This is a genomic window from Cellulomonas sp. P2_B4 (assembly GCF_056404795.1).
In genome coordinates, this window is the sequence record NZ_JBFUDI010000001.1 from 155014 (window position 1) to 179015 (window position 24002).

A 24002-nucleotide genomic window follows, 5' to 3' on the forward strand; every position below is an offset into this window, starting at 1 on the left:
GGACCGCGGCGTGTGCGGTCCGGGACTGGTGGCGGTCCGTGTCGGACCGCGGTGGCGCGGCTCAGGGGGTGTGAGCCGCAGGAGGCTGACCGTCCGGGAAGGAGCCCGGGGCCGGCGGCCGGATCCCCGATGGGGGGGTGCGGGGACCGGCGGCCGCCGGCGGTCAGCGAGAGATCAGCCCTGCTGCTGGCTCTGGAACCACTTCCACAGCTCGTCGGGGCTCATGCCGTTCGGGAGGCCGTTGGCGCCGCCCTGGTCGCTGCCGTCGCCCTGCTGGCCCTGGTCGGGGGCCTGCTGGTCGGGCGCCTGCTGGCTGCCGTCACCCTGCTGGTCCGGCGCCTGCTGGCTGCCGTTGTCCGACGAGGCCGCCTGCTCCGGGCGGACCGCGAGCGTGACGTCGATGTCCGACGCCTTGCCGTCGCGGACGACCGTCAGCGTGACCTTGGTGTCGGCCGGGAGGGCCCGGACGTAGGCGGTGAGCGACTCGGCACCGGCGACGGCCTTGCCGTCGATCGCGACGATCGTGTCGTCGACCTTGATGTCACCCTTCGCGGCGGGCGAGCCGTCGCTCACCGACTTGACCACCGCGCCGCGGCGGGTCACGCCGTCGGCGGTGGCGGTGCCGTCGTCGAGCGTCACACCGAGGAAGGCGTGCTCGGCAGAGCCGTCCTCGACGAGCTGGGCGGCGATGTTCTTGACCAGGTCGACCGGGATGGCGAAGCCGAGACCGATCGAGCCCGACTCCTGCGACAGCGTCGCGATCGAGGAGTTGATCCCGATCACGCGGCCGGAGGCGTCGAACAGCGGGCCACCGGAGTTGCCGGGGTTGACCGCGGCGTCCACCTGGATGGCGTTGGTGACCGTGGTCTCCGTGCTGCCCTCGCCCGAGGTCGAGACCGGACGGTCGACCGCGGAGACGATGCCCGTGGTGACGGTGCTGGCCAGGCCGAGCGGGTTGCCGACGGCCATGACGGGCTGGCCGACGACGACCTTGGACGAGTCGCCGAACGCGGCGGCCTTGAGGTCCTTGGGCGGGTCGGTGAGCTTGATGACGGCCAGGTCGGTGGTCGGGTCGGTGCCGACGACGGTGGCCTTGAAGATGCGGCCGTCGTTCAGCGTGACCGAGATGCTGTCCTTGTCCGCGTCACCGACGACGTGGTTGTTGGTCACGATGTGACCGGCGTCGTCGACGACGACCCCGGAGCCCTCGGCGCCGGAGCTGCCGCCGCCGATGGTCACGGAGATGGCGACGACCGAGGCTTGGACGGCCTTGGAGACGGCCTCCCAGTCGGGGGCGTCGGACGTGGAGCCGGAGACCGGGACGGTGTCGTTGGTGTCCTGGCCGATGGTGGCGAGCGAGGCCGGACGACCGGCGGACGCGTCGTCGTCGTGCGACAGGCCGGTCACGACGCCGCCGGTGGCGACGGCAGCGACGATGGCTGCGGCGGCCGCGGCCGAGACGACAGGGATCCACGTGCGGCGCTTGCGCTGCGTCGGGACACCCGTCGGCGCCTGCGGGTTCTGCGGGGCCTGGGGGGCGTACTGGGCGGCGGGCACCTGGTACGGGGCGGCGGCCTGGTGCACGACGGGCTGCTCGATCTGCGCCTGGCGGATCTGCTGCTGGACGAGCGCCGGGTCCTGCACCGAGGCGCGCTGCGCGGCGTCCCACTGGGCGCGGCGGACGGCCTCGGCCTGCGCGGCGGCGGCGGCCTGGGCGGCGGCGGCGGCCTGGGCGGCCTCGTACGCGGCACGCTGGTCGGCCGGGGCGGCCGGGTGCGGCGGGGTGAACGGGTTGGTCGGGTGCCCCGCGGGGGCGACCGGCAGCGGCTGCGTCGCGTGGAGGGGCGGAAGCGGCTGGGTMGCGGCGACGGCGGGCTGGGCCGGGGCGACGGGCGCGATCGGCTGCGTCTGCTCGACGGGCGTGATCGGCTCGGTCGGCTGGTTCTGGGACTGGTCGCCAGCGTCGGCGCCCTGGTTCGGGGTCGTGGTCATGTCTGTGGCCTCCTTGGTATGCGACAACTACACAAGGCCGCGCTGGAGGCACCCTTCGCAGAACCTGGGAATTGTCTGCGAGTTTCGAATGGATCTGGGACTTCAGTCCTGCAACGCGTGGGAGACCGCGGCCGCGACCTCGCTGGCCAGCCGCTCGCCGAGGGCTCGTCGGCCCGTGCGGTCCACGCGGACCTCCACGACGCTCAGCCCTGGTCCCGGGGCGGCGAGGGCGGGCAGCAGTCCGTCGACGTCGCCCACGCGCGTGTGCCGCACCCCGTACCCCGCACAGAGGGCAGCGATGTCCGCGCCGTGCGGGGTGGCGAACACGCGCTCGAACGCGTCGGCGCGCTCGGGCTCGCCGGGTTCGAGCGTCGCGAAGATCGAGCCCCCGTCGTCGTTGGCGACGACGAGCTGCAGGTGCGCCGTCTGCTCGAGCGGCCCGCGCAGGAGCCCACCGACGTCGTGCAGGAAGGTGAGGTCGCCCAGGAGAGCGCGGACGCGGCGGTCGGGCAGGCCGAGGGCGACCCCGACCGCGGTGCTCACGGTGCCGTCGATGCCGGCCAGGCCGCGGTTGGCGACGACGACCGGGGGCGTCGACCAGCGGGCCACCAGGTCGAGGTCGCGCACGGGGTTCGACGACCCGATCACCAGCACGTCGCCGGGGGCGCTGACCTGGGCGACGGCGCGCGCGAGCGCCGGCCCGGTGACGCGGGTGCCGCTGCGCGACCGCGAACGCCGGGCGTCGTCGGCGGAGTCCAGAACGCCGTCGATGGCTGCGGCCGCGGCCTTGTCGGCGGTGTGCCACGCCTCGAGCCATCCCTCCGGCGCCCGCATCCGGCCGTTGCGCATCCGCGCCGGCGCGTCCAGGAGCACCTCGCTCGCGTTGCGGGTCGCGTCCGGCCAGTCGGCGCCCCGCTGACCGATGACGACGACCTCGACGTCGGACCGCCCGAGCAGCCGCTGCACGGGTCGGGACAGCGTGGGGCGGCCCACGACGACCGCACGTCGCACGGAGCCGCCGAGCAGCGGGTGCGCGAGCAGGTGCACGTAGGCCGCGATCGCGTTGGCGCCGCCGCGCGCACCGGAGGACGGCTCCGCGAGCAGCGGCCAGCCGTTCGCCTCGGCCAGCCGGCGCGCGAGCGGTCCGGCGTCGTCCCCGGCCACGACGACCGTCGGTGCCCCACCGCGACGGCCGCCGGCGGTCGGCTCGGCGGCGGGCGCGACCGTCGCGACCGGACGCGCCTGGACGTGGGTGAGCCCGACCGTGGACGGCTCGGGCCACTCCTGCCCGCCCGGCACGAGCGGCTCGCGGAACGCGACGTTCAGGTGGACGGGTCCGGGGTCGCCGCTGCGCGCACCGGTGGCCGCCGCGAGCGCGCGCGCGACGGTCCGGCGCAGGTCGCGCGCCTCGTCGCGAAGCCCCTCGGGTGCCGGCAGGTCCAGGCCGAGGCGGACGACGGGACCGAACAGACCGACCTGCTCGGTGGTCTGGTTGGCGCCCGTGCCGCGCAGCTCGTGCGGGCGGTCGGCGGTCAGGACGACGAGCGGCAGGCCGCTGTGGTGCGCCTCGAGGACGGCCGGGTGCAGGTTGGCGGCCGCGGTCCCGGAGGTGGTGACCACGACGACCGGGCGCGGCGGGACGGGAGCACCGTCGGGGCCGACCGCGGACGCGCGCACGAGGCCGAGGGCCACGAACGCGGCGGAGCGCTCGTCGATCCGGACGTGCAGCCGCAGCTCCGGTGCGCCCTCGGGACGGTCGGGCCGCGCGGCGTCGGCGAACGCGTACGCCAGCGGCGCGCTGCGGGAGCCCGGGGCGAGCACGACGTCCTCGACGCCCAGCGCCGCGAGCGCCTGGACGAGAACCCGGGCGGCGGAGGTTGCGGGATCAGCCCCGGCGCCCGTCGTGGTCACGCCTGCCATCATGCCCGAGCCTCGACGGCCCCGACCCGTCGGCGCCACCGTTCGGCCAGCTCGTCGTCGGCCGCGGACGCCTCGAGCAGGGCGGGGTCCGGCTCCGGGCGGCGGACCGGGATCGCGCCGTCGACCGGCAGGAGCGGTTCGGCGACGAGGTCGGCGGTGAACAGCTGCGCGGTCGCGAGCCCGCACGCGTACGGGAGCTCGGGCAGCGCGGCCGCGAGGGCGATCCCCGCGGCCAGCCCGACCGACGACTCCAGGGCGCTCGACACGACGACGGGCAGCCCGACAACCTCGGCGAGCTCCAGGCACGCCCGGACGCCGCCGAGCGGCTGCACCTTGAGCACCACCACGTCGGCGGCGTGCGCGCGGGCCACGGCCAGCGGGTCCTGCGCGCGCCGGATCGACTCGTCGGCGGCGATCGGCACGTGGGTGCGCCGGCGCAGGGCCGCGAGGTCGTCGACGGTCGGTACGGGCTGCTCGGCGTACTCGAGCCCGCCCGCGGCGCGGTCGAGCGCGAACAGCCGGGCGACGGCCGTGTCGACGTCCCACGCGGCGTTCGCGTCGATGCGGATCGCACCCGTCGGCCCGAGCGCGTCGCGCACGGCTTCGAGGCGGGCGATCTCGTCGGCCAGCGACTGGCCCGGCTCGGCGACCTTGACCTTGGCGGTCCGGCACCCGCCCGAGACGGTCACGAGGCGGTGCGCGGTGGCGGCGTCCACCGCCGGGATCGTGACGTTGACCGGGATGCTGTCGCGCACCGGCTCCGGGAACCCCACGTCAGCCGCCTCGCGCGCGGCCCGCCACCAGGCCAGGGACTCCTCGACGTCGTAGTCCCAGAACGGGCTGAACTCGCCCCAGCCCGCCTCCCCGCGGACCAGGACGCCGTCGCGGACCGTCAACCCGCGGAACCTGGTCCGCAGCGGGACGGCCCAGACGTGCAGGTCAGCGGGCATGCCTCAACCCTACGACCGCTCCCAGGCCGCCACGAGCAGGGCGTACGCGGTCGCCCGGACCGGGCGGTGCTCGGTCAGGGCACTCACCACGGCCCCGTCCACGATCGCGACGGTCACCGGGCCGCTGGTCGGTGCGCCGACGAGGGCCACGAGCCGCTCGACGGCGTCGTCCACCTCGCCTCGTCGGGCCGCGAACGCGCGGGCCAGTGCCGGGTCCCGCCCGGCGCCGAGCAGGTGCTCGTAGTGGCTGCGCACCTCGACGTCGTCGCCGGGCGGCAGGACGGCGTCGGCGACGAGAACGGCGGCGCGGTGCGGATCGTCGTCGACCGACTCCCCGCGGTGCTCCGCCGAGAGCGCGTGGGCGGCCCAGGCCTGCGCCAGCGCGCCACCCGCGGCCTCCGCGAGCTCGTCGAGACTCCCGAAGTAGTAGGTCGTGGCCGAGACCGAAGCGTCGGCCTCCTGCGCGACCCGGCGGTGGGTGAGCGCGCCGGGACCCTCGCGGAGCATGAGCGTCGCCGCGGCGCTCGCGAGGTCGGCCCGTCGGCGCGCGCCCTTGCCCGTCGTCCCGGCCGTCGTCGGCACCGTCATCAATGGCCCCCGCCCGAGAGGTTGAGCCCCACCACGCCGGCGACGATGAGGACGAGCGAGACGATCTTGAGCACGGACACGGACTCGCCCATGATCACGATCGCGAGGACCGCGGTCAGCGACGCGCCGATGCCGACCCAGACGCCGTAGGCGATGCCGACGGGCAGCGACTTGAGCGCCCAGGCGAGCCCGCCCATCGAGGCGACGAGCATGACGACGAAGAACACGCTCGGCCAGAGCTTGGTGAAGCCGTCGGACGCCTTGAGGCTCAGCGCCCAGCCTGCCTCGAGCATGCCGGACAGGATGAGAACGACCCAGGCCATGGTGATGCACCTCCGTGGGCCTGGCGTGGTCACAGGCCGCGAGCGTGTGCGCCGGGTGGCAGTCTCCGCCGTCGCGCCGCACGTTCTGGTACAAGTGTACCAAACAGTTAGGGTGGGTGCCGTGAACCTTCCGGCATCCGTCAGCGACACCTTCGACCCGACCCGGTGGCGGACCGTCGCGGGGTTCGATGACCTCACCGACCTGACCTACCACCGCGGCGTCGCGCGCGGGCCCGAGGGCGCCGAGGGCGACCTCCCCGTCGTCCGCGTCGCGTTCGACCGGCCCGAGGTGCGCAACGCGTTCCGGCCGCACACCGTCGACGAGCTCTACCGGGTCCTCGACCACGCGCGCACCACGTCGACCGTCGGGACCGTGCTCCTGACCGGCAACGGACCGGCACCGAAGGACGGCGTCTGGTCGTTCTGCTCCGGCGGCGACCAGCGCATCCGCGGCCGCGACGGCTACCGCTACGCCGAGGGCGAGACCTCCGAGGGCATCGACCCCGCACGCGCCGGCCGCCTGCACATCCTCGAGGTGCAGCGCCTGATCCGGACGATGCCCAAGGTCGTCGTGGCCCTGGTCAACGGCTGGGCCGCGGGCGGCGGGCACTCCCTGCACGTCGTCGCGGACCTGTCGATCGCGAGCCGCGAGCACGCCCGGTTCATGCAGACGGACGCGAACGTCGGGTCGTTCGACGGCGGGTACGGGTCAGCGCTGCTGGCCCGGCAGGTCGGCCAGAAGCGGGCCCGCGAGATCTTCTTCCTCGCCCGCGAGTACTCGGCCGAGCAGGCCCTGGCCTGGGGCGCGATCAACGACGTGGTCGCCCACGACGAGCTCGAGGAGGCCGGGCTCGAGTACGCACGGATCATCGCGACCAAGTCGCCGCAGGCCATCAGGATGCTGAAGTTCGCGTTCAACCTCGCCGACGACGGCCTGGCCGGCCAGCAGGTGTTCGCCGGCGAGGCCACGCGGCTGGCGTACATGACCGACGAGGCGGTCGAGGGGCGAGACGCGTTCCTCCAGCGCCGCGAGCCCGACTGGTCGGGCTTCCCGTACGCCTACTGACGCCACGTCCGAGCGAGCGGTCGCCGGGCGACCGGGGACTCGGGCGCAGGCGAGCGAGCGGTCGCCTGGGCGACCCGGGACTCGGCCGCGGCGGGTCAGTGACCGCTGACGGCCCAGCCGGCGAGGTCGACGACCGCGCCGAGGACGCCGGCCGCGGCCACGAGCAGGCCGACGAGGACGACGCCCGCGACGACGACCGCGCCCATCGACCGGACGTCGTGCTCGCGAGCCGAGGAGTGCGTGAGATCTGCCATGCCCCCAGGCTCGCCGCCGGGCAGGGGTCAGCACATCGGCCCGAGGTCGCGGACGGGAGGCCCCGGGGTCATCCCGCAGGCGGAGTCAGCTGGTGGCGACGGTCCCCGTGCCGAAGGGCACGAGCTCGACCCAGGTGTTCCCGGGGGCGAGCTCGGCGGGCGCACCGTTCTCGAGGAACACCCTCATCGGTGCCGCCTGGTTGTCCTTCTTCCAGGTCACCGGCACGATCTTGCCGCCGGTCGCGACGAACCCCTGGCCCGACCCGCTGAGCTCGTAGGTGGGCACCGGCACACCGCCCTGGGCCGCGTACCCGGTGGGTGGGTGACCGGCGACGATCGAGACGACGTTGACCGCCGACAGCCGGGCACCGCTGCGCGCGGAGGACGGCGTCGCACCCTCGGAGCGGAGCCAGGTGCCGCTGGCGGCGTCCCAGGTCCAGGTCGGGCTCGACGCGGGCGAGAGGTTGAACGACAGCGTGCCGGCCGGGGTCCCGACGAGGGCCGCGGCGGCGCGGTCGGCGCTCCGGGCGATGTCGAACTGCTCGGCGGGCGAGGCCTGGTGGTCGGCGTCCGCCTGGGCCCAGAACGTCGTCGGGGTGCCGTAGACGTTGTGCGGGGCCGCCCGGTCCTTGGTGCGGTACATGCCGGGGGCGCCGGCGTCGTGGCTGATCATCTGGATGCCGCTCTCGGCCACGAGCTGCAGGATGCCCGGCTGGCCGCCCGAGAACGCCAGCAGCCCGTGCATGGGCGCGAGGATCTGCGGGTCCATCGGGCGCACCGACCGGATCGGCCCGACCTCGGCGGGCACCTGCGAGTGGAACACCGCGACCAGCCGGGACACGTCGAACTCGACGATGGTCTCCCAGACCACGTCGGCCTGCTCGAGGCCGGACTGCGGCCGCGCGACCAGGGTGTTCTCGATCTTCACGGCGAGTGCGGGCCGGACGGCGGGATCGCCGGGGATCCCGGTCAGCGGCCAGCGCGCCACGACGACCGGGGCGGGTGCGGCGGCCTTGGCCGGCGGGATCGTCGGACGGACCGTCACGGTGGTCGGGCTGGGCGCCGGTTCCTCCGGTGCCGGCGAGCTGCACGCCATGAGCGCGAGCAGTGCGCCGAGCGCCACGCCGACCGAACCGATACGCGTCCTGGACCTCATCCGACTCCCCCTGTCGCCGCCGTGCTCATGCTCAGGTTGCCACGCGCGCACGGCGCGACGCGGGAGCACAGGCCGGGGTCAGCTCATCGTGACCGAACCCGTGCTCGAGGGCACCAGCTCGATCCAGGTCACGCCGGGGGCCAGGGTCGCGGGCGAGCCGTCGGGCGCCGTCAGCGTGAGCACCTCGCCGATCGAGTTCTTGGTCCAGGTCACGGCGACGAACTTGCCGCCGCTGGACAGCGTGCCCTCGCCGGTGCCCTCCATCACGGTCTCGGGTACCGGGTTGCCCGCCGGGTCGACCGTGCCGGAGTTCACCAGCCGGACCGAGAGGGTGACGACGTTCGTCGCGCCGAGCCGCGCCCCGGAACGGACGACCGCCGGGGTGGCGCCCTCGGAGCGCAGGTAGGTGCCCGAGCCCGCGTCCCACGACCAGGTGGGCTTGGCGTAGCCGGACAGCTTCACGCTGATGGTCCCGGCCGGCGCGCCCGTGGCGATCGCCGTCGCGGACTCGGGCCTCTTGGCGAAGACGAACTGGGCCGGCGGTGCGGCGCTGTGCTCGGCGTTGGCCTGGTCCCAGAACGTCTGCGGGGTGCCGTAGACGTTGTGCGGGGCCGGGGCCACGCCCTTCTTGCGGTAGAAGCCGGCCGCACCGGCGTCCATGCTGATCGTCTGGATCCCGGCGGCCTGCAGCGCGTTCACGAAGCCCGCCTGGCCGCCGGAGAACGCGATGAGGCCGTGCATGGGCGCGATGATCGCGGGGTCCATCGGACGCACGGAGCGGATCGGTCCGACCTCCGTGGGCACCTTCGAGTGGTAGACGGCGACGAACCGGCTGATGCCGCCCTCGACGACCTCTTCCCAGACGTTGTCCGCCTCGTCCAGGCCGGTCTGCGGGCGGGCCTCGCCGGAGTTCTCGATCTTCACGGCGAGCGCGGGGCGCACCGGCATGTCGGTGGCGGCGACACCGGTCAGCGGCCAGCGCGGCGGCACGACCGGCGCCGGCGGCGCGACCTTGGCGGGCTCGATGACGGCGCCCTGGGTGACGTCGGGGACCGGGGTGGGCGTGTCGGTCGACCCGCCGCTGCACGCGGCGAGGAGCGAGACCGTGCCCGCGAGCACGACGAGCAGCGCGGGCAGCCGGCGCGCGCGGATGGTGGCAGTGAACACGGGGAGCTCCTTCGGATCGGACCGCGGACACTCTACGGGCCAATTCCGGGCCGGTCCGGGACCCAGGGCCCACGGGCGGGGCGCCTAGGCTGGACCGGTGAGCCGCCCCCTGCGCGACGTCCCCGCGCGGGCCGATCTCCTGCTGCCGGCGCTCGCCGCGGCCCTCGACGGCTCCGGCCCCGCCGTGGGAACGGGCCCCGACGAGGTGTCCGACGAGGTCGCCCTGGTGGTCAGCACCTCGGGCTCGACGGGGGACCCGCGTGCCGTCCTGCTCTCGGCGGCCGCGCTGCGCGCCTCGGCCGCGGCCACCGCCGACCGCCTGGCCGGCCCGGGGCAGTGGCTCCTCGCGCTCCCGCTGCAGCACATCGCCGGGCTGCAGGTCCTGGTCCGCTCGGTGCTCGCCGGCACGTCGCCCGTCGTCGTCCCCGACGGACCGTTCCGTCCCCCCTCCTTCGTCGCGACGACCTCCAGGCTCGGCCCCGGCCCCCGCTACACCTCGCTCGTGCCGACACAGCTGGTCCGCCTCCTCGACGACGCCGCGGGCACCGACGCCCTGCGCACGTTCGACGCGGTCCTCGTCGGCGGGGCCGCGACCGGCGCCGACCTGCTCGGGCGGGCACGCGCGGCGGGTGTCCGGGTGGTCACCACGTACGGCATGTCCGAGACGTGCGGGGGCTGCGTGTACGACGGCGTCCCGCTGGACGGGGTCACCGTGCGGCTCGACGACGACGGTCGCGTGCTGGTGTCCGGCCCGGTGCTCGCGCTCGGCTATGCCGACGGCGTCCAGGAGCCGTTCGTGCACCTCGACGGCCGCCGCTGGATGCGCACCTCCGACCTCGGCACCTGGGTCGACGGCCGGCTGACGATCCTCGGCCGAGCCGACGACGTGCTGGTCAGCGGCGGCGCCAAGGTGTCGCCGCAGGCGGTCGAGGCGGCGCTCGAACCCCTGGGCGAGGTGGTCGTGGTCGGGCTGCCCGACGACGAGTGGGGGCAGGTGGTCGTCGCCGTCGTCGTGCCTCGTCCTGGCACCACCCCGACCCTCGCGCAGGCCCGCGCCGCGGTCACCGAACGCCTGGGCGCGGCCCACGCCCCGCGCCACCTCGTGGTCACGGGTTCGCTCCCGCTGCGCGGGCCGGGCAAGATCGACCGTCGAGCCGCACAGCAGCTCGCACACGAGCTGATCGAGAGGAACGACACGTGACCACTGCCAGCGACTGGGTGCAGGGCGCTCGACTGCGCACGCTGCCCGCCGCCGCCGCCCCGGTCCTGGTCGGCAGCGGCGCCGCGGCCCAGCTCGGCTCGTTCGACCTCGGGCGCGCCGCCCTGGCCCTGGGGGTGGCGCTGGCCCTGCAGGTGGGCGTCAACTACGCCAACGACTACTCCGACGGCATCCGCGGCACGGACGTGGACCGCGTCGGCCCGATGCGCCTGACCGCGTCGGGGACGGCCAGCCCCCGCTCGGTGAAGGCCGCGGCGTTCACCGCGTTCGGCGTCGCGGCGCTCCTCGGCCTCTGGCTCGTCTCGCTCACCGGCCAGTGGTGGCTGCTCGCCGTCGGCGCCGTCGCGATCCTGGCGGCGTGGGGGTACACGGGCGGTCGCCGGCCGTACGGCTACCGCGGGCTCGGCGAGGTCGGCGTCTTCACGTTCTTCGGGCTCGTCGCGGTGCTGGGCACCACCTACACGCAGGCCGACGAGCTGTCGTGGCCCGCGTGGGTCGGGGCGGTGGCCGTCGGCATGCTCGCGTGCGCGCTGCTCATGGCCAACAACCTGCGTGACGTGCCCACCGACGCGCTCGTCGGGAAGCGGACCCTGGCGGTGCGCCTGGGCGAGCACCGGTCCCGCCGCGTGTACGCCGCGCTCGTCGTGCTGCCCGTGCTGCTGGGCGGGATCGTCTGCGCGTTCGCCAACCCGTGGACGCTGATCGTCCTGCTGCTGCTCGCCCCGGCCGTCGCGCTGGCCGTGACGGTGCTGCTGGGCGCCCGCGGCCGGGCACTGGTCCCGGTGCTCATGTTCACCGGACTGCTCGAGCTGGCGTTCGGCGTCCTGCTGGGCGTCGGCCTCGCGCTCTAGGGCTCGCGCCGGGCGGCGTCGTCCGCCGCGTCCTCGACGAGCGCGTCCTCGTCCGGGCGCCGTCCCCGCTCCACCCGCGCCGCGATGTGCCGGGCGGCGGCGTCGCGCTGCCGGGTGAGCAGCACGTAGGAGAGGCCCCACGCCAGGACCGCCGCGACGATGGCCGCGAGCCAGGAGCGCATGCCGATCCACCACAGCGCGACGAAGCAGACGGCGAACAGCGCGAGGCGCAGGAGCGAGAAGACGACGACGGGCACGGGTACCAGGGTAGGCCGGTCCGGGCAGCGGCCCGCCCCAGGGCGTCTAGGCTGGTGCGATGCGCAACCTCGTCGCCCTGGCGCTCATCGGCCTGGCGATCTACTGCCTCTTCGACATCCTGCGCAGCAACCGGGACGAGCGGGTCGGGGTGCACCCGCTGCTCTGGATCGTGCTCGTGCTGTTCGTCCCGCTGCTCGGCTCCCTCGTGTGGCTGGGCGTCCGCTGGTCCCGTCGCACCGCCTACGCGGAGATCTCCGACGCACCGCCGGCCAAGCGCACCGAGCGCCTGCGCTCCCCCGCGCCCGACGACGACCCGGACTTCCTGCGCCGGCTCGACGAGGAGCGGCGTCGCAACGACGGGCCCCCGGCCACCAGCTGAACCCCTCAGCACACATCAGGTCGCGCGTCCTGGTTCGAGAGAGCGCTCCCTGGCGTTCGTGCTACGTCTTGACAGGCGAATTGTCCGGGTCAAGGGTGATCCCTCAGAGAGCGCTCCCTCGCGTTCTCCAGCCCGATCCCACCCTGTCAATGACGACCCTTGGGGGAAGCATGGCTCCCGTTCCGCACCCCGTTGCAGGTGGCCGCTCTGTCGGCCGCCTCCTGATCGCCACCCTGGCCGCGCTCGCCGTGGTCCTCGGGCTGGCGGCCGTCCGCGCCGACCAGGCGCACGCCCTCAGTCCCGGCGTCGTCGTCCTGTCCCAGGGCAAGCCGACGACCGCGTCCTCCACCGAGAACGGCGGGACGCCCGCCGGCGCCGCGACCGACGGGAACACCGGCACCCGCTGGTCCAGCTCGTCCGCCGACAACCAGTGGATCCAGGTGGACCTCGGCTCCACGCAGTCGTTCTTCGAGATCGACCTCACCTGGGAGGCCGCCTACGCCTCCGCGTACACGATCCAGGTCTCCGACAACGGCACGACGTGGACCACCGTGCGCAACGGCACGGCGACCTCGGCCGCCAAGCAGTCGCTCGCGATCAACGGCTCCGGTCGCTACGTGCGCCTGACCGGCACGCAGCGGGCAACCGGCTACGGCATCTCGCTGTTCGAGCTCGAGGTCCTGGGCACCACCACGCCGCCGGCCAACCCGGTCCTGCTGTCGAAGGGCAGGCCCACGACGGCCTCGTCCGCCGAGTCCGCCGGCACGCCCGCGAGCGCCGCCACCGACGGCAACCTCGGCACCCGCTGGTCGAGCGCCTTCTCGGTCCCGCAGTGGATCCAGGTCGACCTCGGGGCGCCCAGCGCGCTGAGCCGGATCGACCTCACGTGGGAGGCGGCATACGCCACCGCCTTCCAGATCCAGTCCTCGCAGGACGGTTCGGCGTGGACCACGCTGTCGTCGCAGACCGCGACGAGCAGCGCCAAGCAGTCGGTGCCGCTCTCGGGCACGGCTCGGTACGTGCGTCTGAACGCGACCGGACGAGCCACGGGCTACGGCGTCTCGCTGTGGGAGCTCGAGGTGTTCGGCACGACCGACGGCACCACGCCGCCCGTCGACCCCGGCACGCCAGTGCTGCTCAGCTACAAGAAGCCCGGGGCCGCGTCGTCCAGCCAGGACGACGGCACCTGCTACCAGTGCACCCCGGACAAGGCGCTCGACTACGACGCCGCCTCGCGCTGGGCGTCCGCCAACCCGGCCGGCTGGGTCGACCCGGGCTGGATCCAGGTCGACCTCGGCGCGACGGCGCACGTCTCGAAGGTCGTCCTGCAGTGGGACCCCGCGTACGCGACGGGCTACCAGGTGCAGGTCTCGGCCAACGGAACCGCGTGGACGACGATCTACACGACGACCACGGGCAAGGGCCTCAAGGAGACGCTGAACGTCTCCGGTGACGGCCGCTACGTGCGGCTCAACCTCACCAAGCGCAGCGGCCCCTACGGCTACTCGCTGTACGGCTTCGACGTCTACGGCACCGGCGGCAACCCCGTCCAGCCGCCCACGTCGAACGTCCCGCCGCCCAACTTCACGCGCCTCGCGTTCAGCGACGACTTCTCGGGTGCGGCCGGCAGCGCGCCGGACGCGTCGAAGTGGACGATCGACCCCGGCACCGGGCAGAACGGTGAGCAGCAGTACTACACGCCGACCGGCAACCTGAACATGGACGGTCAGGGCCACCTGGTCATCCAGGCGCGCAAGGAGACGGCGGGCGGCCGCAGCTACACGTCGGGTCGCATGAACACGACCAACAAGTTCATGTTCACCTACGGCCGCGTCGAGGCGCGGATCAAGGTGCCGACGGGCCAGGGCTACTGGCCGGCGTTCTGGATGATGGGCGCCGACTTCCTCACGGGCCGCCCGTGGCCGTACAACGGCGAGGTCGACATCATGGAGGTCCTCGGCAAGGACACCACGACGTCGTACTCGACGCTGCACGCCCCGGCGTACAACGGCGCCGGCGGCTACGGCGGCTCGTACAAGCTGCCCGACGGGTCGCCGCTGTCCAACGACTTCCACACCTGGGCGGCGGAGTGGGACGCGAGCGGCATCCGCTACTTCCTCGACAACCGCCTGGTGTTCACGGCCGACAAGGCCACCGTGGAGTCGACCCGAGGACCGTGGATCTACGACCACGACTTCTACATGATCCTCAACCTCGCGGTGGGCGGTGACTGGCCCGGTCCGGTCGACGCGACCACGCCGTTCCCCGCGCAGATGCTCGTGGACTACGTGCGGGTGTACCGCTGACGTCCTGCGGCGGGGCCGGTCACGGCCCCGCCGCAGCCAGTGCTAGGAATGGACCCATGACCAGCAGGCCGGGCCCCTCCACCATCGAGGAGGTGGCCCGTCGGGCCGGGGTCTCGCGCTCGACGGTGTCCCGGGTGCTCAACGGCGTCGCGACGGTCGACCCCAAGATGCGGCGCGCGGTCGACGAGGCCGTCCGGGTCACCGGCTACGTGCCCAACCTGGCGGCTCGGTCGCTGGTCACCCGTCGCACCAACTCGGTGGCCCTGGTGATCTCCGAGCCGGCCTCGGGGATCGCCGGCGCCGAGTTCCTGCAGCGGATCTTCTCCGACCCCTACTTCGGCCGCGTCACGGCCGGGGCCCAGCAGGTCCTGCGCGCCACGGGCGTCCACCTGGTCGTCGTCCCGGCCGACCGCGAGGCGCACGACTTCGTGCTCAGCTACCTGCGCCAGGGGCACGTCGACGGGGTGCTGTTCCTGTCGGGTGGCGACGAGACCGGGCTGCCGTCCGCGCTCTACGAGATGAACGTCCCCGTCGTGCTCTCCCACCAGCCCACGGCCGCGCTCCCCGTGAGCTGGGTGGACGCCGACCAGACGATCGGCGGGCGGCTGGCCGCGGAGCACCTCGCCCGCCTGGGCCGGCGTCGGGCAGTGGTGCTCGCCGGCCCGGCGGAGCTGGCAGCCGCACGCGAGCGGCTCACCGGGTTCCGGGAGGCGGCCGCCGCGCGGGGGATCGCCGTCACGGTGGTGCCCGGCGACTTCTCCGCCCGCAGCGGCACCGCGGGCGGGCGCACGATCCTGGCCGAGCACCCAGGCACCGACGCGGTCTTCGCGGCGAACGACCTGGTGGCGGAGGCCCTCGTGCGGGTGCTGGTGGACGCGGGCCGCCGGGTGCCGCAGGACGTCGCCGTCATCGGGTTCGACGACAGCACGACGGCCACCGACGCGGTCCCCGCCCTAACGACGGTCCGTCAGCCGGTGGAGGACATGGCCGGCGAGATGGCCCGCCTGCTCCTGGACCGCATCCGCACGCCGGACCAGCCTCCGCGCGGCGTCATGTTCACGCCGACCCTCGTCGCGCGAGAGACGGCCTGAGGGCTCAGAGCCCCGAGTACGAGTGCTTGCCGGTGACCACGAGGTTCACGACGGTGAAGTTCATGAGCACCACGGCATAGCCGACGAAGACGAAGTACGACGCCCGACGCCCGCTCCAGCCGCGCGTCGTCCGCGCGTGCAGGTAGGACGCGTAGACCACCCAGGCGACGAACGTGCCGACCTCCTTGGGGTCCCACCCCCAGTACCGGCCCCAGGCGTGCTCGGCCCAGACGGCCCCGCCGATGAGCGTGAAGGTCCACAGGACGAACGCGACGGCGTTGAGCCGGAAGGACATCGCCTCGAGGTCGCGGCCGCTGGGCACCTGCTCCAGCCAGCTGAACCGCCGACCCGTGAGCGTCGTCCGCACGCGGCCCGCGTTCTCGACGCGGCCCTCCTCGCGGTAGCTCTTGAGCACCTGGAGCACCGACGTGCCGAACGCGACCGTGAAGATGCCGGTCGCCGCGATCGCGACGCCGACGTGCAGCACGAGCCAGTAGCTCTGCAGGGCGGGCTGGACCTGGTCGGCCTGGATGTAGAACCAGTTCAGCGCGACGACGAGCGCCACGACCGACAGCCCCATGACGAGCACGGACAGGAACGCGATGATCCGGCGACGCTGGACGACCGCGAGGATCAGGGTGGCCCAGAACACCGCGACGAGCGTGAACTCGTACATGTTCGCGGTGGGCCAGCGGCCGGCCGCGATGCCCCGCAGCACGATGGCGCCGAGCAGGACCGCGATGCCGAGCCAGTGCGTCGAGCGGGCGATGCCCTCGGCGCGGACGGACCGCCCGGGTGCGCGCTGGTCGGCGGAGCCGGCGGCCGCGGAGACCGGGCCCCCACCCGCGGCGACGAGGGCCGGCTGGGCGACGCGCTGCGACCGGTCGGCGATGCGCGCGAGGTCCACCGAGTACGCGACGAGCGCCACGGTGAAGGCGGTGGCGGCGGCCCAGACGAGCAAGGTGCTCAGGTCACCGGTGTCCATGGTTTCCCTCTCGGTCGGAAGGTGTCGCCAGCGTCGCCGCGAGCACCCGGTCCAGCTCGGGCTGCAGCCCGACGTCGTCTCCGCGCGCGAGGCCCGCGGCGGTCACTACTGTACGGCCGGAGTCCTCGTCATGGCCGGGCGCGAACCTCAGCCAGACCCGGCGACGGGGCGCGAACAGCGAGGTCGCGAGCCCGGCGAACGCCAGCAGCGCGAACACCAGGACGAACACGAGCGCGGGGTCGTGCCGCAGGTCGAGCGCCACGAACCGCTTGATCCCGTTGAACGTCAGCGTGCCCAGTCCGTCGGGCAGCTCCACGGTCTCGCCGGGCTTCACCACGAGGATCACCGGGTCGCCGGACGCGTCCGTGACCTGCGTCATGCGGGCCTCGTCGAGCTCGTACACGTTCTGCGGGACCCCGGTGTCGAGCCCGAGGTTCCCCTTCCAGACGTTCAGCACGAGGATCGGGTCGTTCGGCTCCGGGAACTGCGAGACGTAGGCGGGCCCGTTGGGGGTCTGCACCGTCTTCTTCGTCGGCAGCAGGAACCCGATGAGGCCGATCTGGTCCTGCCCGTTCGTGACGTCCGGGACCTTGATGACGCCCTTGGACGTGTACACCTGGTCCTGCGGGAGGAACGGCGTCGGACCGTCGCTGACCACCGCGCCGGCGGCGTCGTGGATCGTGATGTCCGGCGCGTAGCCGTTGCCCTGCAGGTAGACCTTCGCGCCGCCCGCGTCGAGCGGGTGGTTGACCTTGATCGTCTTGGCCTGCGGATCCTCGCCGGGCTCCGTCAGGGTCACGTGGGCGGTGAAGTCGCGCGACGCGAGCGTCTGCGGGTCGAACCGGGACTCGAAGTCGTCGAGCTTGAGCGTGAACGGGACCAGGCTGCTCGGCGAGTACGCGGTGCCGCGCTCGAACGTGTCGTAGGCGCCCTGCGAGTTGGCGAAGCCGGAGCCCTGCACCACGATCATCTGCCCGCGGTAGTGCAGCACCTGGCCGGTGGCCACCGAGATGAGCAGGCCGACGAGGGCCAGGTGGAACACGAGGTTGCCGGTCTCGCGCAGGTACCCGCGCTCCCCCGCCACCGACCACGTGCCGTCGCCCTCGTCGCGCGCCTCGACCCGGTAGGTGGGCACGAACGGCAGCCAGCGCCAGCCGCTGCGCAGCACGGTGGTCGCCGTGCTCGACAGCGCCTGCGGGGTCTCGTCGGAAAGGCCCGTGCCCTGGGCCGGGAACCGCCCGAACCGGCGGGGCGCGCGCGGTGGCCGGCCCCGCACGCCCGCCAGGTGCACCTTGGTGCGCGGCAGGATGCAGCCGACCAGCGAGACGAACAGCAGCAGGTAGATCGCGCTGAACCAGACCGAGGAGTAGACGTTGAACGCGCCGAGGCGGTCGAGGACCGGGCCGAGCGTCGGGTGGTTCGTCAGGTAGGCGACGACCTTCTCGGGGCTCTGCGCGCGCTGCGGCCAGACGGTGCCGGGCACCGCCGCGACCGCGAGCAGCATGAGCAGCAGCAGGGCCACGCGCATGCTGGTGAGCTGCCGCCAGGCCCAGCGCAGCCAGCCGGTCAGGCCGATGCCCTGCACGACCGGCTTCTGCTCGGCCGGCTCGGTGGGCTCGGTGAAGACGTCGGAGATGCCCTCGGGGCGGTACTGGCTCACGTCACACCACCGGCACGAACGGGTCGTTGCCGGACACGAGCCCCTGCAGCCACGCAGCCCAATGGCCCCAGACGCCGGTCACGAGCGCGATGCCGAGCACGATGAGCATCCCGCCGCCGAGGCGCATGATCGCCAGGCGGTGCCGGCGCAGGAACGCCAGGGCCTTGGCGCTGCGCTCGACGCTGAACGCGACGAGGAGGAACGGCAGCCCGAGCCCCAGGCAGAACGCGACCGCCAGCACCCCGCCGCGGCCCGCGGTGCCGCCGTCGAGCGACAGGGCGATGATCGCGGCGAGCGTCGGGCCGATGCAGGGCGCCCAGCCGAGGCCGAACGTGATGCCCAGCAGCGGCGCGCCCCACAGGCCGGCGCGCGGGGCGAGGTGGACGCGGCGCTCGTTCTGCAGGAACGGGATGAACCCGAGGAACGCCAGGCCCATGACGATGACGACGACCCCGAGCACCCGCATGATCGTGTCCTGGTACTCCAGGAGGAACCCGCCGAGCGACCCCGCGAGCACGCCGAGCACCACGTACACGGCCGTGAACCCCGCGATGAACAGCGAGACGCCGAGCATCAGGCGGCTGCGCTGGGGCGTGGGCACCGGCGCGCCGATCGGGCGGCTCCCGGCGGCGCCGGTCATCCCCCCGAGGTAGCCCAGGTACGCCGGGACGAGCGGCAGGACGCACGGCGACGCGAACGAGACCAGCCCGGCGAGCAGCGCGACCGGGATCGCGAGCAGCAGCGACCCGGAGATGATCGCCTGGCCGAAGGCGTCACCGGCGTCCGCGACGACGCTCACGGGGGCGTCGCGGCCGGCTCGGCCACCAGCTCGTCGATCATCGAGCGCAGGGTCGAGGGGTCGACGACGCCCAGGATCCGGCCGGCCACCAGGCCGTTGCGGTCCAGCACGACCGTCGTCGGCACGGCGTTGATCGGGACGACCCCCTCGAGCGCGGCGACGGCAGAGCCGTCCTCGTCGTGGATGCTCGGGTAGGGCACGTCGTGGGCGGCCTGGAAGGCCTGCGCGGTGCCGGTGGCGTCGGTGTGGTTGATGCCGAGGACGTGCACGCCCTTCGAGGCGTAGTCGTCGGCGACGGCGGCCAGGTCCGGCGCCTCGGCGCGGCACGGCGGGCAGTTGGCGTACCAGGTGTTGAGCACGACGACGTCGCCGAGCCAGCTGGTGACGTCCTGCGTGGCGCCCTCGTAGTCGGTGCCGCTGAGCGTCACGGGGCCCTCGCGGTCGGCGGCGACCCAGGTGCGGGTGCTGCCGTCGCCGGACTGGTAGCCCTGCTGCGCGACGTCGCTGTCGTTGGTCGCGGGACCGCACCCCGCGAGGAGGAGCAGTCCCGCCGCCAGGGCGCCCGCGAGCCGTACGCGCACGTCAGGCCCCCGCGACGGTCTTGGTCCCGGGCAGCAGCGCGGCGGCGGGCTCGCTGTAGCCGATGCCGACGAGGGTGTCGCCCTCGTAGCGCAGGCTGGTCAGGGACGCGACGGAGCACTGACGCCGGCGGGGGTCGTGCCACAGGCGGCGGTTCTCGAGCGCGAGGCGCGTGACCCAGACCGGCAGCTGGTGGCTGACGAGCACGGCTTCGTGCCCGCGCGCGAGCACGAGCGCGTCCGCGACGGCACCGAGCATGCGCTCGACCTGCTCGGCGTACGGCTCGCCCCAGGACGGGCGGAACGGGTTGCGCAGGTACGGCCAGTGCTCGGGGTGGCGCAGCGAGCCGTCGCCGACCCCGAACTTCATGCCCTCGAAGTGGTTGCCCGCCTCGATGATGCGGGGCTCGGTCGAGAGGTCGACCCCGAACGCCTCGGCGATCGGGGTCGCCGTCTCCTGCGCGCGCTGCAGCGGCGAGGCGATGACGGCGACGACGTCGCGGCGCGGCGGAGGGGCGGCCGCGGTCGCGCCCTTGAGCCGGCGCTCACCCCCGGGGGCACCGCTCGCCGTGCCCGCGAGGTGCGCGGCGACCGTCTCGGCCATGGCGACGCCGCGCTCGGACAGGCGGTAGCCGGGCAGCCGGCCGTAGAGCACACCCTCGGGGTTGTGCACCTCGCCGTGCCTCATCAGGTGGATCGTGGTGGCGACCATGGGGTCAGTCTCGCAAACACTCCTGTGCACTCAGCACGCGTCGAGGCTCTCCACGGCGTGACACGCGCCACCCGTCAGGTGCAGGCGCACCGTCTCCATGGCGTCACCGAGTGCTGCGAACTGCTCCGGGGTGAGCACGTCGACCAGGTGGTCGCGCACCGACTGGACGTGCCCGGGGGCCGCCGCGACGAGCGTCTCCCACCCCTTGTCGGTCATCGTCGCGTTCACGCCGCGGGCGTCGGACTCGCACGGGACGCGGGCGACGAGGCCCGACTCCTCCATGCGGCGGATCGTGTGCGTGAGCCGGCTGCGGGAGTGCGCGACGTTGTCGGCGAGCTGCGCCATCCGCAGCGTGCGCCCGGGCGCCTCGGAGAGCCGCACGAGCACCTCGTACTCGTGCGTGGACAGGCCGGACTGCGCGTCGAGCTCGTGCTCGAGCGCTCCGAGCAGTCGGGCGACGCCCTGGCGGAACGAGCGCCAGTGCTCCTGCTGCTCTGCGGTCAGCCAGACGACGGTCTCAGCCGTCGCCGTCACAGGCTCTGTGCTCGTGCTCACAACACGCTTCCTCGTCTCGGGGTTGCAGGGGGAACGCAAGTGTAGTACAACTTTGAACTAACGGATTAGTTGATCGTTCAACATCTTGAGGAGCACGTCATGAGCGCCACCACCACGACCGCACTGCCCACGGGCCTGACCGCCGGCACCTGGGCCATCGACCTCTCCCACACCGAGGCGAGCTTCACCGTCCGCCACGCGGGCATCTCCAAGGTCCGCGGCACCGTCGCGGTGACCGAGGGCACCATCACGGTCGGCGAGCACCTCGAGGCCACCTCGGTCTCGGTCACGCTCGACCCCTCCACCGTGTCCACGGGCGACGCCAACCGCGACGGCCACCTCAAGAGCGGCGACTTCTTCGACGTCGAGCAGTTCGGCCTGTGGACCTTCGTCTCCACCGGCGTCCGCGAAGAGGGCAAGAAGCACGTCATCGTCGGCGACCTGACCATCCACGGCGTCACGCAGTCCGTCGAGCTCGACACCGAGTTCAACGGCACCGCGGTGGACCCGTTCGGCAACACGCGTGCGGGCTTCGAGGCCACCGTCGCGATCTCGCGCAAGGACTTCGGCCTGACCTGGAACGCGGCCCTCGAGGCCGGCGGCGTCCTGGTCGGCGACAAGGTCACCATCGCGCTCGACGTGTCGGCCATCAAGGGCTGACCTCCTCCCGCGCACGACGACAGCCGGTGTCCCCCTCGGGGGGCACCGGCTGTTCTCATGCCGAGTCCCCCAGGCCCGCGCGGCGGCGGTCGTGGAACGCGAGGATCTGCAGCTCGGAGGCGACGTCGACGGCGCGCAGGTCCACGTGGTCCGGCACCCGCAGCGCCCGCGGTGCGAACGTGAGGATCCCGACCACGCCGGCCTCCACCAGGGCGTCGCACACCGCCTGCGCACTGGCCGCCGGGGTCGCGATGATGCCGATGGTCGCGTCCGTGCTCCGGACCAGGTCCGCCAGGCCCTCCCAGGGCTGCACGACGAGCCCCGACACGGACGTGCCGACGACACCCGGGTCGGTGTCCACCAGCCCGACGACCGCGAAGCCGCGCTCCGCGAACACCGAGTAGCTGGCCAGCGCGTGCCCCAGGTTCCCGATGCCGACGATGACCACGCGCCGCTGCGTCGTCAGGCCCAGCACCACGCCGATCTGCTCGGACAGGTGCGCCACGTTGTACCCCACCCCCCGCCGACCGTAGGAGCCGAGGAACGACAGGTCCTTGCGCAGCTGGGCCGGGGTGACACCGGCCGCGCCCGCGAGCTCGTCCGACGAGGTCGTGACGACGCCCTCGAGCCCCTGCAGCGCCCGCAGGTACCCGGGCAGCCGCGCGACGGTCGCCGGCGGCACCTCCCGGGCAGCACCCGTCGCGCGGACTCTCGGCGTCGTCCGAGGCTCCGTCCGTTGCGTGTCCACATCGACCCCCGCGACAGCACTGTCGACCCGTCAGGGCCTGATCCTGTCCGTCAGGGTAGGGGTCAGGACGCGGCTGCCGTAAGGGTTCGCCGCAGACGCGCGGCATCGATCCGCCAGTACCCCTGCTGGACGCCGTCGACCTCGACCACCGGGATCAGCTCGCCCAGCTCGTCGACCAGGTCCCGGCCCTCGTACGGACCGGCCTCGATGTCGACCTCCGCCCACGCCGTCCCGGTCTCCTCGCACACCGCGCGGACCACCTCGCGGGCGTCGTCGCAGAGGTGGCAGCCGGTACGGCCGTAGAGGAGGACCCTCGTGTTCGCCATGCGTTCACGGTACCGACCTGGGTCGTGCGCACCGGCACAGGGTCCGTCGTTAGAGTGGAAGCGTGCGTCCGGCCCCCGAGAGCCCCGTCGCCCCGGCCCCCGTCCCGCGGGAGCCCGGGGCCAGCCCGGACGGACCACGCACCGGCGCGTTCTTCGACGTGGACAACACGATCATCCGCGGGGCGAGCGCGTTCCACCTGGCCAAGGGCCTGTACCTGCGGGGGTTCTTCCGCAAGCGCGACCTGCTGCGGTTCGGCCTGCACCAGTTCCGCTACCTGACGTTCGGCGAGAACAAGCAGCAGATCGACGAGGTCCGCCAGCGCGCGCTCGAGATCATGACCGGCCACTCGGTCGCCGAGGTCACAGCCATCGCCGAGGACGTCTACGACGAGGTCCTGCTGCTGCGCATCTACCCCGGCACCCAGAAGCTTCTCGACGAGCACATCGCGGCGGGCCACTCCGTCTGGCTCGTCACGGCCACCCCGCGCGAGATCGGCGACATCATCGCCCGGCGCCTCGGCGCGACCGGCGCCCTCGGCACCATCGCCGAGCACAAGGACGGCTACTACACCGGCCGCCTGGTCGGGGACATGCTCCACGGCCGCGCCAAGGCCGAGGCGGTCCGGGCGCTCGCGTCGAGCAACGGCATCGACCTGGCCGAGTCCTACGCCTACGGCGACTCCACCAACGACGTGCCGATCCTGTCCGAGGTCGGGTTCCCCTGCGCGATCAACCCGGACCGTCGTCTGCGTCGGCACGCCGCGCTCGTCGGCTGGCCCGTCCGCGAGTTCCGCACGCGGCGTCGCAACACCCGGCGCGGCACCGCCGTCGTCAGCGCCGCCGGCCTGGCCTGGGCGTTCGGGCTCGTCGCGCGCAACGTCCTGCGCACCTGGCGGGGGTCGCACGACTCATGATCGTCCGCCCCGCGCGTCCGCACGACGTCCCCCCGCTCTCCGCCCTCGCGGCCCTGACGTTCCCGCTCGCCTGCCCGCCGGGCTCCACGGCGCAGGACCAGCAGGCGTTCATCGACGCCGTGCTCTCCCCCGCGCAGTTCACGTCGTACCTGGCCGCGCCGGACCGTGCCGTCCTGGTGGCCGACGACGACGGTGAGCTCGTCGGCTACACGATGCTCGTCTTCACCGCGCCCACCGACCCGGAGGTCGTGGCATCCCTGACCCTCGTGCCGAGCGTCGAGCTGTCGAAGTGCTACGTCCACCCCTCGCACCACGGCGCGGGCATAGCGCACGCCCTCATGGCGTCGTCGCTCGACGTCGCCCGTGCTCGCGACGCCGCCGGCATGTGGCTCGGCGTCAACCAGCAGAACGGTCGGGCACGCGCGTTCTACGAGCGGTCCGGCTTCGCCGTCGTCGGCACCAAGCACTTCACGGTCGGTACCCGCGTCGAGGACGACTACGTCCTCGAGCGCGCCGTCTGAGCGCCGCCCACACCCTCGTCGCGC

The 24002-nt window shown here is 73.6% G+C and carries 26 protein-coding genes; 9 read left to right on the plus strand and 17 right to left on the minus strand.

Annotated features, from left to right (window positions below; translation table 11 throughout):
• Positions 1 to 174: 174 nt before the first annotated feature.
• The 5 genes from AC1DZC_RS00795 to AC1DZC_RS00815 all read right to left on the minus strand — a co-directional run bounded on the left by AC1DZC_RS00795 (position 175) and on the right by AC1DZC_RS00815 (position 5773).
• The gene (locus tag AC1DZC_RS00795; RefSeq protein ID WP_477041898.1) at positions 175 to 1992 is read right to left on the minus strand and encodes a S1C family serine protease; all 1818 of its coding nucleotides are present in this window, start codon (positions 1990 to 1992) and stop codon (positions 175 to 177) included.
• Between the two features lie 102 nt (positions 1993 to 2094).
• Positions 2095 to 3912 (minus strand): 2-succinyl-5-enolpyruvyl-6-hydroxy-3-cyclohexene-1-carboxylic-acid synthase, encoded by a 1818-nt coding sequence (menD, locus tag AC1DZC_RS00800; protein ID WP_477042127.1) that lies wholly within the window; start codon positions 3910 to 3912, stop codon positions 2095 to 2097.
• Positions 3912 to 4862, minus strand: coding sequence for an o-succinylbenzoate synthase (locus tag AC1DZC_RS00805; protein ID WP_477041899.1), 951 nt, complete (start codon positions 4860 to 4862; stop codon positions 3912 to 3914). Before AC1DZC_RS00805 ends, menD begins: the two co-directional genes overlap by 1 nt.
• Before the next feature lie 9 nt (positions 4863 to 4871).
• Positions 4872 to 5450 (minus strand): TetR/AcrR family transcriptional regulator, encoded by a 579-nt coding sequence (locus tag AC1DZC_RS00810; protein ID WP_477041900.1) that lies wholly within the window; start codon positions 5448 to 5450, stop codon positions 4872 to 4874.
• Entirely contained in the window at positions 5450 to 5773 is a 324-nt protein-coding gene (locus AC1DZC_RS00815; RefSeq protein ID WP_477041901.1) for a DMT family transporter, read from the minus strand. Before AC1DZC_RS00815 ends, AC1DZC_RS00810 begins: the two co-directional genes overlap by 1 nt.
• A gap of 121 nt (positions 5774 to 5894) precedes the next feature.
• Between AC1DZC_RS00815 and AC1DZC_RS00820 the strand changes: the two genes are divergently transcribed.
• Positions 5895 to 6839 (plus strand): 1,4-dihydroxy-2-naphthoyl-CoA synthase, encoded by a 945-nt coding sequence (locus tag AC1DZC_RS00820; RefSeq protein WP_477041902.1) that lies wholly within the window; start codon positions 5895 to 5897, stop codon positions 6837 to 6839.
• Between the two features lie 95 nt (positions 6840 to 6934).
• Here AC1DZC_RS00820 and AC1DZC_RS00825 read toward each other — a convergent pair whose 3' ends face one another.
• From AC1DZC_RS00825 to AC1DZC_RS00835, 3 genes are all read right to left on the minus strand, one after another.
• Positions 6935 to 7093 (minus strand): hypothetical protein, encoded by a 159-nt coding sequence (locus tag AC1DZC_RS00825; RefSeq protein ID WP_477040524.1) that lies wholly within the window; start codon positions 7091 to 7093, stop codon positions 6935 to 6937.
• Between the two features lie 85 nt (positions 7094 to 7178).
• On the minus strand, positions 7179 to 8249 hold the full coding sequence (locus AC1DZC_RS00830; RefSeq protein ID WP_477041903.1) for a DUF3048 domain-containing protein: 1071 nt from the start codon (positions 8247 to 8249) through the stop codon (positions 7179 to 7181).
• Positions 8250 to 8327: 78 nt separating this feature from the next.
• On the minus strand, positions 8328 to 9416 hold the full coding sequence (locus AC1DZC_RS00835; RefSeq protein ID WP_477041904.1) for a DUF3048 domain-containing protein: 1089 nt from the start codon (positions 9414 to 9416) through the stop codon (positions 8328 to 8330).
• Between the two features lie 97 nt (positions 9417 to 9513).
• Between AC1DZC_RS00835 and menE the strand changes: the two genes are divergently transcribed.
• Both menE and AC1DZC_RS00845 read left to right on the plus strand, forming a co-directional pair.
• A complete protein-coding gene (menE, locus tag AC1DZC_RS00840; protein WP_477041905.1) occupies positions 9514 to 10617 on the plus strand; it encodes an o-succinylbenzoate--CoA ligase in 1104 nt (367 codons plus the stop codon).
• Positions 10614 to 11486: a 1,4-dihydroxy-2-naphthoate polyprenyltransferase gene (locus tag AC1DZC_RS00845; RefSeq protein WP_477040520.1), complete on the plus strand. Its 873-nt coding sequence runs from the start codon at positions 10614 to 10616 to the stop codon at positions 11484 to 11486. The genes menE and AC1DZC_RS00845 overlap by 4 nt, the downstream gene beginning before the upstream one ends.
• Here the strand turns inward: AC1DZC_RS00845 and AC1DZC_RS00850 are convergent.
• The gene (locus AC1DZC_RS00850; protein ID WP_477041906.1) at positions 11483 to 11743 is read right to left on the minus strand and encodes a DUF4229 domain-containing protein; all 261 of its coding nucleotides are present in this window, start codon (positions 11741 to 11743) and stop codon (positions 11483 to 11485) included. The genes AC1DZC_RS00845 and AC1DZC_RS00850 overlap by 4 nt on opposite strands.
• Before the next feature lie 59 nt (positions 11744 to 11802).
• On the opposite strand from AC1DZC_RS00850, the gene AC1DZC_RS00855 reads away from it, so the two are divergent.
• From AC1DZC_RS00855 to AC1DZC_RS00865, 3 genes are all read left to right on the plus strand, one after another.
• Positions 11803 to 12123, plus strand: coding sequence for a PLDc N-terminal domain-containing protein (locus AC1DZC_RS00855; RefSeq protein WP_477040518.1), 321 nt, complete (start codon positions 11803 to 11805; stop codon positions 12121 to 12123).
• 170 nt (positions 12124 to 12293) lie between these two features.
• On the plus strand, positions 12294 to 14429 hold the full coding sequence (locus tag AC1DZC_RS00860) for a discoidin domain-containing protein (RefSeq protein ID WP_477041907.1): 2136 nt from the start codon (positions 12294 to 12296) through the stop codon (positions 14427 to 14429).
• A gap of 56 nt (positions 14430 to 14485) precedes the next feature.
• Positions 14486 to 15520 (plus strand): LacI family DNA-binding transcriptional regulator, encoded by a 1035-nt coding sequence (locus AC1DZC_RS00865; RefSeq protein WP_477041908.1) that lies wholly within the window; start codon positions 14486 to 14488, stop codon positions 15518 to 15520.
• Positions 15521 to 15524: 4 nt separating this feature from the next.
• On the opposite strand, the gene ccsB is transcribed toward AC1DZC_RS00865, so the two are convergent.
• Genes ccsB through AC1DZC_RS00895 form a run of 6 tightly spaced genes read right to left on the minus strand, consistent with a single transcriptional unit; the run spans position 15525 to position 20809 of the window.
• On the minus strand, positions 15525 to 16505 hold the full coding sequence (ccsB, locus tag AC1DZC_RS00870; protein WP_477041909.1) for a c-type cytochrome biogenesis protein CcsB: 981 nt from the start codon (positions 16503 to 16505) through the stop codon (positions 15525 to 15527).
• A complete protein-coding gene (resB, locus tag AC1DZC_RS00875) occupies positions 16492 to 18165 on the minus strand; it encodes a cytochrome c biogenesis protein ResB (RefSeq protein ID WP_477041910.1) in 1674 nt (557 codons plus the stop codon). Before resB ends, ccsB begins: the two co-directional genes overlap by 14 nt.
• 1 nt (position 18166) lies before the next feature.
• Entirely contained in the window at positions 18167 to 18964 is a 798-nt protein-coding gene (locus tag AC1DZC_RS00880) for a cytochrome c biogenesis CcdA family protein (protein ID WP_477041911.1), read from the minus strand.
• Entirely contained in the window at positions 18961 to 19545 is a 585-nt protein-coding gene (locus AC1DZC_RS00885) for a TlpA family protein disulfide reductase (RefSeq protein WP_477041912.1), read from the minus strand. Before AC1DZC_RS00885 ends, AC1DZC_RS00880 begins: the two co-directional genes overlap by 4 nt.
• Before the next feature lies 1 nt (position 19546).
• Entirely contained in the window at positions 19547 to 20254 is a 708-nt protein-coding gene (locus AC1DZC_RS00890) for a histidine phosphatase family protein (protein ID WP_477041913.1), read from the minus strand.
• A 30-nt stretch (positions 20255 to 20284) separates the two neighbouring features.
• On the minus strand, positions 20285 to 20809 hold the full coding sequence (locus tag AC1DZC_RS00895; RefSeq protein WP_477040510.1) for a MarR family winged helix-turn-helix transcriptional regulator: 525 nt from the start codon (positions 20807 to 20809) through the stop codon (positions 20285 to 20287).
• A gap of 99 nt (positions 20810 to 20908) precedes the next feature.
• Here AC1DZC_RS00895 and AC1DZC_RS00900 point away from each other — a divergent pair, with 99 nt between their 5' ends.
• Positions 20909 to 21469 (plus strand): YceI family protein, encoded by a 561-nt coding sequence (locus AC1DZC_RS00900; protein WP_477040509.1) that lies wholly within the window; start codon positions 20909 to 20911, stop codon positions 21467 to 21469.
• A 55-nt stretch (positions 21470 to 21524) separates the two neighbouring features.
• On the opposite strand, the gene AC1DZC_RS00905 is transcribed toward AC1DZC_RS00900, so the two are convergent.
• Positions 21525 to 22151, minus strand: coding sequence for a redox-sensing transcriptional repressor Rex (locus tag AC1DZC_RS00905; RefSeq protein WP_477040508.1), 627 nt, complete (start codon positions 22149 to 22151; stop codon positions 21525 to 21527).
• A 128-nt stretch (positions 22152 to 22279) separates the two neighbouring features.
• Positions 22280 to 22543 (minus strand): glutaredoxin family protein, encoded by a 264-nt coding sequence (locus AC1DZC_RS00910; RefSeq protein WP_477040507.1) that lies wholly within the window; start codon positions 22541 to 22543, stop codon positions 22280 to 22282.
• A gap of 62 nt (positions 22544 to 22605) precedes the next feature.
• On the opposite strand from AC1DZC_RS00910, the gene AC1DZC_RS00915 reads away from it, so the two are divergent.
• Positions 22606 to 23457, plus strand: coding sequence for an HAD family hydrolase (locus AC1DZC_RS00915; protein WP_477040506.1), 852 nt, complete (start codon positions 22606 to 22608; stop codon positions 23455 to 23457).
• Positions 23454 to 23978, plus strand: a complete 525-nt coding sequence (locus AC1DZC_RS00920; protein WP_477041914.1) for an N-acetyltransferase family protein — start codon at positions 23454 to 23456, stop codon at positions 23976 to 23978. Before AC1DZC_RS00915 ends, AC1DZC_RS00920 begins: the two co-directional genes overlap by 4 nt.
• The last annotated feature ends 24 nt before the right edge of the window (positions 23979 to 24002 follow it).

Bases quoted from the DNA above. Each gene is read 5' to 3' on its own strand.
- AC1DZC_RS00815 (WP_477041901.1), bottom strand. From the start codon at position 5,773: ATGGCCTGGGTCGTTCTCATCCTGTCCGGCATGCTCGAGGCAGGCTGG.
- menD (WP_477042127.1), bottom strand. From the start codon at position 3,912: ATGGCAGGCGTGACCACGACGGGCGCCGGGGCTGATCCCGCAACCTCC.
- AC1DZC_RS00860 (WP_477041907.1), top strand. From the start codon at position 12,294: ATGGCTCCCGTTCCGCACCCCGTTGCAGGTGGCCGCTCTGTCGGCCGC.
- AC1DZC_RS00855 (WP_477040518.1), top strand. From the start codon at position 11,803: ATGCGCAACCTCGTCGCCCTGGCGCTCATCGGCCTGGCGATCTACTGC.
- ccsB (WP_477041909.1), bottom strand. From the start codon at position 16,505: ATGGACACCGGTGACCTGAGCACCTTGCTCGTCTGGGCCGCCGCCACC.
- AC1DZC_RS00910 (WP_477040507.1), bottom strand. From the start codon at position 22,543: ATGGCGAACACGAGGGTCCTCCTCTACGGCCGTACCGGCTGCCACCTC.
- AC1DZC_RS00865 (WP_477041908.1), top strand. From the start codon at position 14,486: ATGACCAGCAGGCCGGGCCCCTCCACCATCGAGGAGGTGGCCCGTCGG.
- AC1DZC_RS00920 (WP_477041914.1), top strand. From the start codon at position 23,454: ATGATCGTCCGCCCCGCGCGTCCGCACGACGTCCCCCCGCTCTCCGCC.
- AC1DZC_RS00825 (WP_477040524.1), bottom strand. From the start codon at position 7,093: ATGGCAGATCTCACGCACTCCTCGGCTCGCGAGCACGACGTCCGGTCG.
- AC1DZC_RS00900 (WP_477040509.1), top strand. From the start codon at position 20,909: ATGAGCGCCACCACCACGACCGCACTGCCCACGGGCCTGACCGCCGGC.
- AC1DZC_RS00805 (WP_477041899.1), bottom strand. From the start codon at position 4,862: ATGCCCGCTGACCTGCACGTCTGGGCCGTCCCGCTGCGGACCAGGTTC.
- AC1DZC_RS00890 (WP_477041913.1), bottom strand. From the start codon at position 20,254: ATGGTCGCCACCACGATCCACCTGATGAGGCACGGCGAGGTGCACAAC.
- AC1DZC_RS00830 (WP_477041903.1), bottom strand. From the start codon at position 8,249: ATGAGGTCCAGGACGCGTATCGGTTCGGTCGGCGTGGCGCTCGGCGCA.
- AC1DZC_RS00810 (WP_477041900.1), bottom strand. From the start codon at position 5,450: ATGACGGTGCCGACGACGGCCGGGACGACGGGCAAGGGCGCGCGCCGA.